Below are 13,630 nucleotides of genomic sequence, written 5' to 3'. Positions count from 1 at the left end.
AAATCCAGAATCTGCGATTAGAAAGATTTAAACCCGAAAATTCGCCGGAACTAACCGATACGGGCGCTGAGGGATTTGAACCCCCGACGGTTTGGTCCGAAGCCAAGCACTCTGTCCAAGCTGAGCTAAGCGCCCTACGTACAATGGTATGATGACGTTATGATTTAAACCAACCGGTTCCGCCGCGCTCATGGTACCGCTGTCTGGGAGTTACTCTGAAGCCGCTTCAGCTGTGTTCTTATCAGTGTCAGCGGCGACTTCGGCCACGACTGCCTCCGGGTCGACGCCCCGTTCTTCGGCGAGTGCCTCGATGAGCGCGCGCTGTTCGGCCAGTTCCTGCTCCATCCCGTCGACGCGGGTGTTCGTCTCGTCGACAGTGCTTCGCAGGTCTTCGAGCTGTGTTTTCAGCTCGTTGACCTTCTTGTAGAGGTCCTCTGCGATGTCGGCGACCTTCTGTATCTTTTTCGCGGTGGAACCCAGTCCCATGGTCACGGATACGGAGAGCCGACATTTCCTCGTTTCGCTCGAACGTCGCTGTTAAGACGCCGCCGGCCACAGCGACGATATGGACGACCTGCGGCTCGCTCCAACTGTCGGCATCGTCGGCTGCGTTCTGTATCTCCTTGCGCTCGCGGTTCCGTACGGCCTCGTCGAGACCGCGAGCGCCGTGGGAGCGTACTACAACTCGGGGGCGTTGTCCCCGCTGTTGCCGGGCGTGTTCGCGCTCGTCTGCATTATCGTGCTGGCGGCCGGCCGCGAGGGGCGGTCGGACCCGAGCGTCGCGGCGGGCGCGAGCATCGGCATGGGCGTGTTCATCGTCGCTTTGAGTCTCCTCTGGGCGGTCACCGTCCCCGAGAGCCTCGTGTTGGGGCTGACCGAGTCAACGCTGATGGAACATCACCGCTGGGGCGTTGTCGCCGTCGGCTGTCTCATCCCGCTCGGTGGCACGTGGTTCGCGCGGGCGCTGGACCTGCTGTAGGCCCGTCTGCCCACTGGGTCGTCGTCCAGCGGTCTGTGGGCGCATCCGAAAGGCCCTTATGGGGTGGCGGCGGAGTTTCAGATGGACTAGGTCGGGGGGCTAGGCCCCCCTCCTCGCCCGCACTGTGGTCTTGAGCGGGGACCGAACACCGGGGGCGTCCGGTCTGACGGACGTGGACCCCGTAAGCTAACGTGGAAGCCTCGTCCCACGGGGACGGCGGTCCGCGTGGTCGCACCTGCAGGGGTGTGCCCACGTGGTTAAACGATGGCACCCCGCCAGGCACGGAAGTGAGCAGCGGACCATCGAACACCCGTCGCTCGTGGGGTCGCGGGGTGGAGGAGGCAAACGGGATTACCCGCGTCCGAACGCCGGGCTATCCTGGCTGTCCGTTTCATTCATACTTTCTGCACCGACAACCAGTGTCGTATAGGCACACCGCCGGAGGCTCTGTCGGCGCGCCAGTAGAGCAGCCGTGTTTTGGAGTAGATTGTGCCGGGAACCGTGCTATCGACAGGTAACTGACCGGTGTCTCGAATCCGTATTGCGTTAGAGTCTCCAAGCGCCGTTAATTTGGTGTCGTATTTCGTATTTAAGCGTATAATGACGGTATTTATTACTATATATTGCTCATAAACCGCAATTTCTGAACATAATCCGTGATGGGTTCAGGCATTTATGCCGACGCATCGATAGAAAACCAGGATACGAACACAGCGTCCCAGATGTGGTGTTCACTTCACCGATTTCGGCACCAAGTGACTGTTCGGTCCCGAAAGCTACGATGACTCGCCGTCGGCGTGCCACTCCTGGAGTTCTGTGCGCCGGATTTTCCCGCTGGTCGTCTGTGGCAACGCGTCTGCGAACTCGATTTCGCGGGGGTACTCGTACTCGGCGAGGTGGTCCCGAACGACGGACTCGATTTCCGACCGGAGCGTCTCCCGTGCCGGCGCGTCCGCGGCCGTCTCGACGTAGGCCTTGATGATTTCCCCGCGCGTGTCGTCGGGGACGCCGATGACGCCGGCCTGGACCACGTCGGGGTGTTCGAGAATCGCGCTCTCGACCTCCGTCGGCCCGACGCGGTAGCCGCTCGTGATGATGACGTCGTCCTTGCGCGATTTGAACCAGACGTAGCCGTCGTCGTCCTGCCGGGCCAGGTCGCCGGTGACGAACCAGCCCTCGACCTCCTTGGCCGCCGTCTTTTCGGGCATGTTCCAGTACTCGTCGAAGAACACCGAGCGGTCGTGGGGGCGCAGCGCTATCTCGCCGAGGTCGCCGGCCGGAACGGGGTCGGCGACGCCGCGGTCGGCGGCCTCGGGGTCCAGAATCGCCAGGTCATAGCCCGGCAGCAGCTTGCCCATGCTGCCGGGCCGGGTGTCGAACCAGTTCGAGTTGTTGGCGACGACGAGGTTCAGTTCCGTCTGCCCGTAGAACTCGTTGATGGTGACCGAGTCGAACGTCTCGGCCACCCAGTCGACGATTTCCGGCGTCAGCGACTCGCCGCCGACGGCGATGGTCTCGACGTCGAGGTCGTACGTCGCCGTCGGGTTCTCGACGTCCATCAGCATCCGGAGGGCCGTCGCGGGCACGAACGACCGGGTGACGCCGAACTCCGAGAGCAGGCCGAACGCTTCGTCGGGGTCAAAGCCCGAAGCGGGGTAGCCGACGACGGTCCCGCCGTGGTGCCACGTCGCAAAGAGCGTCCCGCCCAGCGCTGCGCCCCAGGCCCAGTCCGCGGGCGTCCAGACGGTCGCGTCCGGGCCGAGTCCCTGGTCGAAGAAGTTGTACGCCGCCGCCGCGCGCCCGAGCCAGAGCGCGTGGGAGTGGCGGACGCCCTTCGGCGGCCCGGTCGACCCGCTCGTGTACAGTATCGCTGTATCGGTGTCCGGCGTGGACTCGTAGGGTTCGATGTCGGTGTTTTCCGGCGCGGCGAGCACATCCTCGAAGGCGTGGACATCACCCGCCGGCGCGTCGGTTTCGATTTCGACGACGTGTTCCAGCGCCGGACAGGCATCCCGAACTGCGTCGATGTCGTCACGCACGGCCGGATCGATAATCGCGACGTTCGTGCCGGCGTCGTCCAGTCGGTACTGGAGCGCGTCCGTGCCGAACAGGACCGTCAGCGGAACCGACACGGCTCCGAGCTTCCAGTTCGCCAGGTGCGTAACCGGGTTCTGTGGCTTCTGTGGCACGACGACACCGACTCGGTCGCCAGCCTCAACGCCGAGCCCAGCCAACCCAGTCGCGAACCGGTCCGATAGCGCGTCCAGTTCGCGGAACGTGTACTGTTCGCGTCGCCCGTCGGGGTACGCCTGTTCGAGCGCTACCCGTTCGGGGTCGTCGTGTTTTTGCAGGAAGTCGACGGCCGGATTGTACGACTCCGGCAGTTCCCAGGTGAACTGCTCGCGTGCCTCGTCGTGTCCCTCGAAGTCCGGCATCACTGTCCAGCCCATGGCATGCTGGTCGTCTGGGTGGCTGTTGCGTCTTTCGGTCATGGTCATCACGACCGTTCCGGCAGAACTTTCCGTCTTCCCCACCCGAGTTGACCGTGGACTCTACCGACATTCGCGAGGAGTGGGCCGACCGGTCCGGCGAGTACTCTCCCGCGTATTATGCCTACTATGGAGCGGACGAGACGAGTGAGCTGGTGCAGTCGATACTTGCAGAGCATGTCGAGCGAGACGCGGCTATTCTAGAGGTCGGGTGCAGTTCCGGGCGGCACCTCGCCGCATTGTCCGACGCTGGCTACTCTGATCTAACCGGAGTCGATATCAACGCCGACGCGCTGGACATCCTTGCCGAGACGTATCCCGAACTCGCGGCCGACGGTTCGTTCCACGCGATGGCTATCGAGGACTTCGTCACGGATGTCGCGGATGACACGTACGATGCCGTTTTTTCAGTCGAAACCCTCCAGCACCTCCATCCGGATGTCGACTGGGCGTTCGAGGAACTGGCACGGATTGTGGACGATCTGCTAATCACCGTCGAGAACGAAGGTGGCGACGCAGGTGAAGTAAACTACGTCGATGACAACGTCCCGCTGTACTATCGGGACTGGAAGGCGGTGTTCACAGACTGTGGACTTATCGAAGTGGATTCGATAGATGGAAAGCGCGATACTGTTCGGATTTTTCGGGTTCCCAAGTGAGAATTGATATTAAAAACGCTGTATCCAGTCTAGCAATGACATATGTCGATAATATCTGCTTGTATACTCGAATATGGATCAGAAAAGTCCGAGTGTGGTTGTAACCGTGTGGGCAGTGCTTGCAGAATTCGCGTGCGATTTATCTATTGCTTGTGACTTGTTGCAAATGGACATTACAAAGGTGGTGGCGGATTGAAAGCCGTAATGCTATCACTCAAACACCTGTGCCTCGAATAGGAACTGAGCTGCTGGGTCTCACGACACACACTGGGATATCAGAATAACGTATGTACGTCTGTCATTCGCAGTGTTCCGTATTGCTGAACAGAGATCCGCCTGATTGAAAGGTGGTTGTTGCCCGACGGCAGGAAGTTGGGCGTGTGTAGCTCTGTGGAACATAGTGGTTGCGCCCAATTACTTGCCTACCACCGGATAGCCGCCTTCCACAGCAAATATCAGTGCGGTCTTACGACAGGCAAGAGCCATACCGTTGGCAGCACAAGATTCATGTAGTGTTGCAGTTTGCATCTCTGTATGAGATACTACCAGCTACGCGACGGGAACTCACAGCGGTTAGCGGTCGAAACTGGGGACAGTACGTACGATTTGACCAGCGTCAAGCCCCAGCTCCGAACGTTCCGTGACCTCCTCAAATCATCGTCGATTGCGGAGACCCCGCCGGACGAACTCAGCGCCCGCCACCTCGATGCTGCCGAGGCAGTGTCCGAACAGCGGCTCGGAGCAGATGCGACCGATCCCGTTACTGCCGACGAAGTCTGGGCCGCTGGCGTGACATACCAGATCAGCGAAGAAGCGCGGACGGAGGAAAGCGACACGCCCGAGATGTACCTCGACGTGTACGACGCGGAGCGACCGGAGATATTCTTCAAATCGACGCCGAATCGGACTGTCGGTCCCGGCGAAGCGGTCGGTATCCGAGCCGACTCAGACTGGGACGTGCCCGAGCCTGAGCTCGCGGTTGTTCTCTACGAAGGAGAAATCGTCGGCTACACTGTCGGTAACGACATGAGCAGTCGGTCTATCGAGGGGCAGAACCCGCTGTATCTGCCCCAGGCTAAGGTGTACGACCGCTGTTGTTCGGTCGGCCCGGCCGTCGCCACGGATATCGAGGACCCGCACTCGCTGACGCTCTCGATGTCGATTCACCGCGGCGGCGACCGTGTCTATCACGGCGAGACCAACACCAGCGAGATGAAACGCACCTGCGAGGAACTCGTTTCGTACTACACCGCACACAACGCAGTCCCCGAGCTGTCAGTGCTACTCACCGGTACTTCGCTCGTTCCCGACGACGATTTCACGCTGCAGGAGGGAGATGAAGTCACTATCGACATCGAGTCCATCGGAACGCTGAAAAATCCCGTTACAGTCGTCTGAGCGACCATCGGACCGAGCACGGGTCAGTACCCGCTTTGGATAGGGTGTCACAGCGTGATACCCCGCTCACCCCTCGGCTTGATTTCGATTGTGCGCCTGTGTGTGGGTCTGGTAGGGATGTGCGCCGACGGAGTTATTACACTTCATTTGACTGCCCGCGCCGTGGGTATCGCTGTCTGCGACAATCGGCCGAAACAGACGCGCTACAGTCTGCAATGAGGTGCTATTGATATGCCATGACCGGGACCAGTGTGCCGTCGAAGCCACCGCTCTGTCCCAGATGTTTGAACAACTGTTTAATACGAGGGCGTACCATGACCGGGTATGGCAAAGACCGCTCAAAACCCAGTCAAATCCGCCGAGACGACATTCGAGGTGCTTGACGCACTGAAAGACCTCGATGGGGCCGGAGTCACCGAACTGGCACAGCACCTCGGCATCCCGAAGAGCACGGTTCACAACTACTTGAGCACGCTGGAGCAAGAAGAGTACGTTGTCAACAGAGACGGCGTGTACGAGGTCGGACTCCGATTCCTGGAACTGGGCGCGTACGCCCGTCACCGGGAGAAACTGTTCGAGATTGCGAAGCCAGAAGTTGATCGGCTGGCTGCAGAAACCGGCGAACTCGCGAATATTCTTGTCGAAGAACACGGCCGCGGGTCATACCTGTACCGCGCTCGGGGAGACAAAGCCGTGCAGGTCAAGGCCCACGTCGGAACGCGCGTTCCGCTTCATACGACAGCGCTCGGAAAAGCGATTCTCGCACACATGCCGACCGAACGGATTGATGCAATCGTCGACCGCCACGGACTCGGTGGGGAGGCCAGCAAGTCGATACGCACCAGAGCGGAGCTGGAGCAAGAGTTAGCGGACGTTCGGGAGCGCGGCGTCGCTTTCGACGACGAAGAGCGTCTCGAAGGGCTTCGCTGCGTCGCTGCCCCAGTGCTCAACCACGATGACGACATTCTCGGTGCGATCAGCGTCTCGGGACCGACCAATCGGTTCCGTGGCGATCGGTTCCGCGAGGAACTCCCGCAGAAAGTACTGGAAGTCGCCAACGTGATTGAGCTGAACGTCACCTATTCGTGACGGCAGTGTTCAGCGACGGGGAACGATAGTACAATCCTGTGGACGCCACGCTTGAGCAGCGTACTTTCGACAACACGGCCGTACTCGGACAGCGATTGTAGCACAACACAGACCGGTCAAGGGAGAACTCGAAGTGCACGTAAGCGTTTGCCACGTATTATATCGTCACATAACACCCGTAAGGGGACACGAGCCCCTGCTTTCATTGGATACTGTTAGTTCGTAGCGTTGGCTGATAACCGGTGTCTCTGCGTATTGTTCCGTATGAGTGAACGGTTGTCAACGTCATCGTACATCGGTCGGTACTGGATGCTACCATGACTCTGCCGTAGTCCGTATCTCAATAATGGATGTACTACTGTTACGCTAACTGAGACACATCGATTACGCGTTTCGTATCACTGGATATGTTCCAAGTAGTAGCTAAACACACCGAATTTCGATGTAGTACGTCTGAATATCTGTTTTAGACACAATTTTTCGAAATATAGTACTAACACAGCAGCGTAGATGCAAATAGCGCGAAATATATTCGAGTTTTGGATAGAGACAACTATATTCTACTGGTACTGAGATATATTACCACTCATCTGTCTGTATATTTTGCGCAGGGAAGGACACGCTATAGCTATCGCTTCAGCAGTGGCGTGTCAGATCGAGGTGTGCAGTTACGCGAGGAACTGGACGCCCAGCCCCAGCAGGAACAGCACGACGACCCCAATCGAGGATAGTTCGAGCCATCTGGGCTGCACGTCAGCGGACCTGATGCTCGCGACGAACAGCGTTCCGACGATACCGACGACGACGACCAGTGCCAGATACACCGCGTTGAGCGCTGATGCCATATGCTATCATTTCACAGCGGTACAGTAAACACTACTGGTTGCACGGCCCCGCCACAACGGTAATGAGAGACAGTCACATAGTCAGGGACATGCGTCTCGAACTGCGAATCTGTAAACACTGCTACGAGGGTGCTCATGGGAATGATCAGAAGACGGCGGTGACACAGGACATGGTCGCCTGCGCCGAACAGGTCCGCGAGTACAAGGACCTCATCGGGCTTGATGCGCTCTATATCACGAAGGTGACGGAAGGCGACCCCGGCGGCGCGGAAGCACTGGATGTCATCGTCGCCAGCATCGAGGGCGATCAGGTCGCGCTCTCCGACACACAGCTGGTCATGGAGGACGGCGACGGCAACATGCTCGTCTATCCGGAACCCAAAGACATTCTCAAGGTCCTGACGCGGAACCTGAACCAGATTCAGGAGCAGACCCGACAGGATGTCGGCGTCGAGCTATCGCCGGAAGGACAGGCACTCATCGCGTAGCTGCACAGAAAACGGTTCTCAGTCGGGTCAGTTCTCGGTGTCGTCTGATTCAGGCTGGCCGCCGTCGGTCTGGGGTTCGCCTCCGTCGGCCGCAGTCGTCGGCTCCCGCTCCTGCTCTAACTGCTGTTCCCAGCGGATGCGAAGGACGTTTCCGTACATCGAGAGCACGAGGCCGACGCCGAGCACGACCATCCCGAGGTTGATACCGACGGTCAACAGGATGCTCGACGGTCCGCCGCCGATGGCAATTTCACGCGGGACCGGATAGCCCTCGTCGAAGATGCTCCCGATGAGCACCGAGACGATGCCGATGACGGTCATCGCGCCGAAGACAGTCGAGACCGTTCGCCACGACGGGGACAGCGAGAGGCGCTCAATCCCCGTGGTGTCCGGCTCCTCATCGTCGTCGCCGTGGTGCTCGGGCACCATGCTCCGGGGGATGAACGCCTTCGTCTCGACGGGGTAGAAGGCGGGGTGCATCCCGTGCTCGAAGATGTGGAACATGACCCCCATCAGCATGATGACGCCCAGCAGGCCGTGGAACGTCACGAAGGCCATCGCGGCCGCCTTGGTCTGGAACATCGCAGCGAGGCCGGTCTTGCTCCAGATGAGCAGCCCCGAAATCGCAAGCAGGGTCAGCTCGATGGAGAAGATGAACACGACGCCCTTGCCGATGTAGGACAGCAGCGGGACCTCGTCGGCCTTGTAGCCGGCGAACTGCCGGGCGCTCGGGTGCCGTTCGTCGACCCGGCCGAGCACGAACTGGATGTCCTGAATGAACGCGTCAACATCGTCTTTCGCCGGGAGAATCTTCGCGAAGTTGCTCCGTCCGGTCGAGGAGATCACCTGCAGTGTGATCCAGAAGACGACGAGCGCGACCAGCCCGATGCCGGTGATGCGGTGAATCGCCGTCACACCGGAGGCCCCGCCCATCAGCGTCAGCATCCACCACAGTTCGTCGTTGAACATGATGGCGTAGCCGGTGAAAAACAGCAGGAACACGTCAAGGCCCAGCAGCGAGTGGAACAGGGTCGTCACGCGCGTGAACTTCCCGTGGTCTAGGTTGCTCACGAGCTGTCACCTCCCTGTCCTTCACCGGGAGCCGGCGAGCCACCGTCGGCCGCGACGGCCTCGCCCACGTCCTCTCCCGGGTCGCGCATCTGGCCGGCGAGCCGCTGGAACGCCGCCCAGTGGATGAACACCATCACGAGGATGAACGCGCCCATGATGACGTCGGCCGCGTGGATGAGCGCGATGAGGAAATCGAGCGCGGGGATGGTGTTGCCGAACACCCAGTCCGCGCCGATACCGCCGCCCTCGACGCTTGGATTGACCCGGTACAGCGACTCGTAGCCGAGCCTGAATCCCTGTGCCCAGAACAGCGCCAGCCCTGCGACCACGAGGCCGACGACCGCGCTGACGAGCACCGAGACGCGGCTGTAGCCGTTCACCTCTGGAAGGTCTTCTGTGTTTGTCATTGGAACTCACTGGCGTCCTCGCCAAAGATGATGTCCATGGCGACGTCGTTGAAGAAGGTGCCACTGTCCCTGTTGTCCAGTTCGTCCGAGATCTGTTCAGGCGTTCCGACCAGAATCGCGTCAGTGGCACACTCCTCGGCGCAGGCCGGCCCCTTGCCGACGTCCTGGCGCTCCTCGCACATGGTACACTTGTCCATATTGCCGCCGCTGCCGACGAGGTTGGCGACCCCCTCGTCCTCGTCGGGGAACTGGGGCGCGCCGAAGGGGCACGCAGAGAGGCAGTACTGACAGCCGATACAGAGGTCGTCTCGGACCCGGACGAAGCCGTTCTCCTTCGAGATGAGCGAGTCGGTCGGACACACCGACACACACGGCGCGTTCGAGCAGTGGTAACACTGCATCGGCACCGCGGTCTCGCCGGGCGATTCGCTCTGTTCCATCGCTCGACCGCTGCTCGCGTTGAGCCCGGAGGCTGCCTCCTGGCCTTCGAGCATCGTCGCGATACTGATTCGCTGTTCGTCCCGTGGGACATCCCACGTACGCTTACAGGAGACGACACAGCCGCCACAGTCGATGCACGCTTCGACGTCCGGGAAGATGCGCGCGTCCTCGCCGGTACTCATCACGCCGTCGTGCATTACTTCATTTCCTGTTGACATACTAGCTCACCTCATTGCACCGTCGAGTTGTCGCGGACATCGAAGTCCTTCTGGGTCCCGACGTCGTTCACGTCCTGCGGGAAGTCGAAGTCGAGGTCCACGTCGATGTTGTACCGGTCCAGTACCGCCGGTGTCGCCGGGTTGACCGCGACCATCGACACCTTTGTCTCCTGCATCTGTGTCTCTACGTCGTAGCCCCGGGACGTGATGGCGTTCGCCGAGTCCCCGATGGCGTAGGGGACGTGGCCGTCCGGGTACTTGTCCTCCAGACTCTCGCCTTTGAACACGCCGCCCCAGTGGTACGGCAGGAACACCTCCTGGTCGTTCGGCCGGTCCGTCACGCGGGCTTTCACCAGCACGGAGCCACGGTCCGTCGAGGAGATGACCACGAGATCACCGCCGTCGACGCCGAGTTCTTCCGCCTTGTTCGGCGTAATCTCCGCGTACATGTGCGGCTGGAGGTCGGCGGTGTGGATGTTGTTTCGCGTCTCCGCGCCGCCGCCCTGATGTTCGACCTGCCGCCCGCTGGTCATGATGGTGTCAAGATCTGGACCGTCGTCCTGATTGTGGATTATATCTGTGGCCCGTTCCTGCTCGACGAGGTTGTTCTGGTCGAGGCGGTAGAAGTTCCGCTGTTGGCCGTTCGCTGGCCACTCGTTCAGCAGTTCCGTGTCCGGCCCCTCGATGGGTTCACGGTGGACCGGCACCTTGTCGAGGAAGCTCCAGACGACGGCCCGTGCCCGGCCGCGCCCGGTCGGCGCGTCGGGCTGGGCGTAGTCGTACTCCTCGTAGAACTCGGGGTCGACGCCTTCGCCAATCATCGTTTCAAGGTACTCGTCGAACACTGCACTCCCGGTGTCAGGGTCGTTCAGCGCCTGCGCGGCGGTGTACACAGACTCCTGATTGTCGAGCGCGTACTGCTGTGGGATGGTGAGTTCGTCCGGCTGGACCTCCTGCTCGGGGTCGACGAGGCTCTGTGGCGGCGTCACCTTCCAGCCCGGGTACTCCGGGATGCCGTGAATCATGCCGTCCGCGGCCGTATCGTCGTCGTCGGCCCACTCTGGGTCGTACGGCGCACGGGTCAGGTCAAGCGCTTCTTCCTGACTCTCGTACCGGTCGCCGACGGCGTCGAGCGTCTCCTGCATCGGGTAGTCGTCGTCGGTCGGCATCGCCTCCCAGTCCTCCGGCGTGGGTGCCTGGACGCCCCAGCGGGTCCGGAAGTCCTGCCCTCCGTTGTTGGGGTCCAAGTCGTCGTTCCAGATAATCGGGGTGCCCGGGTGGTCCTCGCCCCAGCAGGGCCAGGGGAGCATCCAGTACTCGCCTGCGACCGGCGTTCCTTCGGCCCCTTTGAGGTCCTCGTTGGAGAACGCCCAGTCGTACTCTAAGTGTTGCTGGAGGCGCTCGGGGGTCTGCCGGTAGCCGATGGTGTTGGTCCCGAGGTTGAACTCCCGGACGACGCCCTCGTAGCTGGACTTGCCGTTGTACAGCTCCGAGCCTGCGCCCCAGTCGAAGTGCTCGCCAAAGCCGAGATAGCCGGCCAGCTCCTGCATTATCTGGAGGTCCGGCTTGGAGTTGTGGGCCGGCGAGCGGACCGGCTCGGACCACTGCACCGACCGGTTCGTGTTGGTCAGCGACCGGTAGTGTTCGTACTGGCTCGACGCCGGCAACAGCAACACCGGCGGGCCGTCCTCGTAGTCCGGGAGGACGCTCGCGACCGAGGGGAACACATCGATAACGACCAGCAGGTCGAGGTTCTCCATCCCCTCTTTCATCTGCTCCATCTCGCTGATGGAGTTCGCCGAGTGCCCCCAGAAGAACGCGATTTTCGTCTGGTCGGGCTGGTATATCGGCGTCTCCTGGTACCGGTCCTCCCGGTCGAGCGCCGACTCGAACCAGCGGGCCACCGTCAGCCCGTTCTGGAACATCATCGAGTTCTCCGCCGGGTTGTTCGGCCCGTGGTCGGCGTTCGGCGGTAGCGAGTCGGCGTCCTCGCTCCCTTCGTAGTTCGGGCTCTGGCGGACATACTTCTCCGGCGGCATCAGTTCGAACCGGTTGTACATGTCCGCAAACGATGTGTCGCCGCTGGTCTCCGGGGTCCGGTCCCAGATTTCGGCCCACCAGGACCAGCCGCCGGCTGAGAGACCGTAATACCCCGGCAGGATATGGCTCGCGACCGCGAGGTCGGTCGCACCCTGGACGTTTGCATGGCCACGCATGACCTGGAGGCCGCCGCCGCTCCGGGCCGCGCTCCCGGAAGCGAGACTCGCCATCGCGTACGAGCGGATGTTCTGGGTCCCGTTGTTGTGCTGGGTCCCGCCCATCGCCCACTCGATCTGGATGTGGGGCCGGGCCTCGTCTATCATGTCGGCGATGCGCTCGATGTCCTCGGCGGACACCCAGGTTATCTCCTCGACGGTCTCCTTGTCGTACTGGTCGAGTTCAGCGTCGACGTCCTCCCAGCCCTGGACGCGGTCGGTCAGCATGTTCTGCCCGCTGTCGTCCGCGTCCGGGTCCATCGCGAGCCCGTGCTTGTCCCGGAGCTCTTTGATGATACCCATCATCAGGGCCACGTCGGTGCCCGGCCGGAACCGCATGAACTCGTCGGCGTGGGCCGAGGTCTTGGTGAACCGCGGGTCCAGATTGAGGATGGTCCCGCCGCGTTTCTGCCCCTCGAGGATGTGCTGCATCGCGATGGGGTGTGCCTCGGCGGGGTTCTGGCCGATGATGATATTCAGGTCGAAATTCCGGTAGTCCTGAACGGTGTTCGTCATCGCGCCGTAGCCCCAGGTGTTTGCCAGCCCAGTCACCGTCGTGGAGTGGCAAATCCGGGCCTGGTGGTCGATGTTGTTCGTGCCCATGAACGCCGCCAGTTTCCGGATGGCGTAGGCCTCCTCGTTGGAGTGGTGGGCGCTGCCGAGCAACATCACGCTCTCGCGGCTGTGCTCCGCGTCGACGTCGACGGCCTCGTCCGGTGAGGTGTCGTCGTCGGGCCACAGCGCCCGGATGTCCGTCGCCAGACGGTCGTAGGCCTCGTTCCACCCCATCTTGCGCCACTCCCCGTCCTCCTGTATCATCGGGTGCTTGAGACGCTTCTCGGAGTGTTCGGTCTCGTAGATGCCAGCCCCTTTCGAACACAGCGACCCGGCGTTTATCGGGTGTTCGTGCCATGGCTCCATGCCGACGAAGGAATTACCCTGTCGCTCGCCGCGGAAGCCACAGCCCACCGAACAGTAGTTGCAGATTGTCTTGGTCAGTTCGGTGTCCGTGTCTGCTCCGTCCGTTTCCTCGCCGTCCTCCTGAAGTGCCCGACCAGCGCCGCTGACGCCGAGGGCGACGCCCCCTGCGAGGGCGCTCGCTTTCATAAACGAGCGCCGGTCGAGGTCCAGTGAGACTGGGTCCTGTTGTGTACTCATGGTGAATGGTGCCCACCCATTACCGATGCTGTCCACGTTTGCCACGCAATCTGGTTTGTCATTGTCTAACTAGGCGTGCTACAAATTCACTGTCATGTATGATAAAAGGTGTCATATTTTGCCATGATTATTA

The 13,630-nt window shown here is 61.1% G+C and carries 11 protein-coding genes, 1 tRNA gene and 1 other RNA gene; 6 read left to right on the top strand and 7 right to left on the bottom strand.

What is annotated here, in order from left to right; genetic code table 11:
- Positions 1–60: 60 nt before the first annotated feature.
- Positions 61–135 (bottom strand) — tRNA-Arg (locus BVU17_09330).
- Positions 136–210: 75 nt separating this feature from the next.
- A complete protein-coding gene (locus BVU17_09325; protein ID AUG47706.1) occupies positions 211–486 on the bottom strand; it encodes a hypothetical protein in 276 nt (91 codons plus the stop codon).
- Positions 487–565: 79 nt separating this feature from the next.
- Between BVU17_09325 and BVU17_09320 the strand changes: the two genes are divergently transcribed.
- Both BVU17_09320 and ffs read left to right on the top strand, forming a co-directional pair.
- Positions 566–979: a hypothetical protein gene (locus tag BVU17_09320; protein ID AUG47705.1), complete on the top strand. Its 414-nt coding sequence runs from the start codon at positions 566–568 to the stop codon at positions 977–979.
- A 79-nt stretch (positions 980–1,058) separates the two neighbouring features.
- Positions 1,059–1,371, top strand: an RNA gene (ffs, locus tag BVU17_09315) — signal recognition particle sRNA.
- A 384-nt stretch (positions 1,372–1,755) separates the two neighbouring features.
- Here ffs and BVU17_09310 read toward each other — a convergent pair.
- Positions 1,756–3,429, bottom strand: coding sequence for an AMP-dependent synthetase (locus tag BVU17_09310; GenBank protein AUG48883.1), 1,674 nt, complete (start codon positions 3,427–3,429; stop codon positions 1,756–1,758).
- A 95-nt stretch (positions 3,430–3,524) separates the two neighbouring features.
- Here BVU17_09310 and BVU17_09305 point away from each other — a divergent pair, with 95 nt between their 5' ends.
- The 4 genes from BVU17_09305 (at position 3,525) to BVU17_09290 (ending at position 7,947) form a co-directional block, all read left to right on the top strand.
- Positions 3,525–4,127, top strand: a complete 603-nt coding sequence (locus tag BVU17_09305) for an SAM-dependent methyltransferase (protein AUG47704.1) — start codon at positions 3,525–3,527, stop codon at positions 4,125–4,127.
- A 534-nt stretch (positions 4,128–4,661) separates the two neighbouring features.
- Positions 4,662–5,525 (top strand): fumarylacetoacetate hydrolase, encoded by an 864-nt coding sequence (locus tag BVU17_09300; protein ID AUG47703.1) that lies wholly within the window; start codon positions 4,662–4,664, stop codon positions 5,523–5,525.
- 324 nt (positions 5,526–5,849) lie between these two features.
- The gene (locus BVU17_09295) at positions 5,850–6,614 is read left to right on the top strand and encodes an IclR family transcriptional regulator (GenBank protein ID AUG47702.1); all 765 of its coding nucleotides are present in this window, start codon (positions 5,850–5,852) and stop codon (positions 6,612–6,614) included.
- A gap of 934 nt (positions 6,615–7,548) precedes the next feature.
- Positions 7,549–7,947, top strand: coding sequence for a hypothetical protein (locus BVU17_09290; protein AUG47701.1), 399 nt, complete (start codon positions 7,549–7,551; stop codon positions 7,945–7,947).
- Between the two features lie 27 nt (positions 7,948–7,974).
- Here the strand turns inward: BVU17_09290 and BVU17_09285 are convergent, their stop codons facing one another.
- The 4 genes from BVU17_09285 to BVU17_09270 are packed head-to-tail and all read right to left on the bottom strand — an operon-like array spanning position 7,975 to position 13,497.
- Positions 7,975–9,018, bottom strand: a complete 1,044-nt coding sequence (locus BVU17_09285) for a hypothetical protein (protein ID AUG47700.1) — start codon at positions 9,016–9,018, stop codon at positions 7,975–7,977.
- A complete protein-coding gene (locus tag BVU17_09280) occupies positions 9,015–9,425 on the bottom strand; it encodes a hypothetical protein (protein AUG47699.1) in 411 nt (136 codons plus the stop codon). The genes BVU17_09285 and BVU17_09280 overlap by 4 nt, the downstream gene beginning before the upstream one ends.
- Positions 9,422–10,084, bottom strand: coding sequence for a formate dehydrogenase (locus BVU17_09275; protein ID AUG47698.1), 663 nt, complete (start codon positions 10,082–10,084; stop codon positions 9,422–9,424). Before BVU17_09275 ends, BVU17_09280 begins: the two co-directional genes overlap by 4 nt.
- 11 nt (positions 10,085–10,095) lie before the next feature.
- Positions 10,096–13,497: a formate dehydrogenase gene (locus tag BVU17_09270; protein AUG47697.1), complete on the bottom strand. Its 3,402-nt coding sequence runs from the start codon at positions 13,495–13,497 to the stop codon at positions 10,096–10,098.
- Positions 13,498–13,630 lie beyond the last annotated feature (133 nt).

This window comes from Haloarcula taiwanensis, assembly GCA_002844335.1.
In the GTDB taxonomy this organism is placed as follows: domain Archaea; phylum Halobacteriota; class Halobacteria; order Halobacteriales; family Haloarculaceae; genus Haloarcula; species Haloarcula taiwanensis.
Note: the sequence above shows the minus strand (reverse complement) of the source record. Positions and strands in the feature narration are given on the sequence as shown.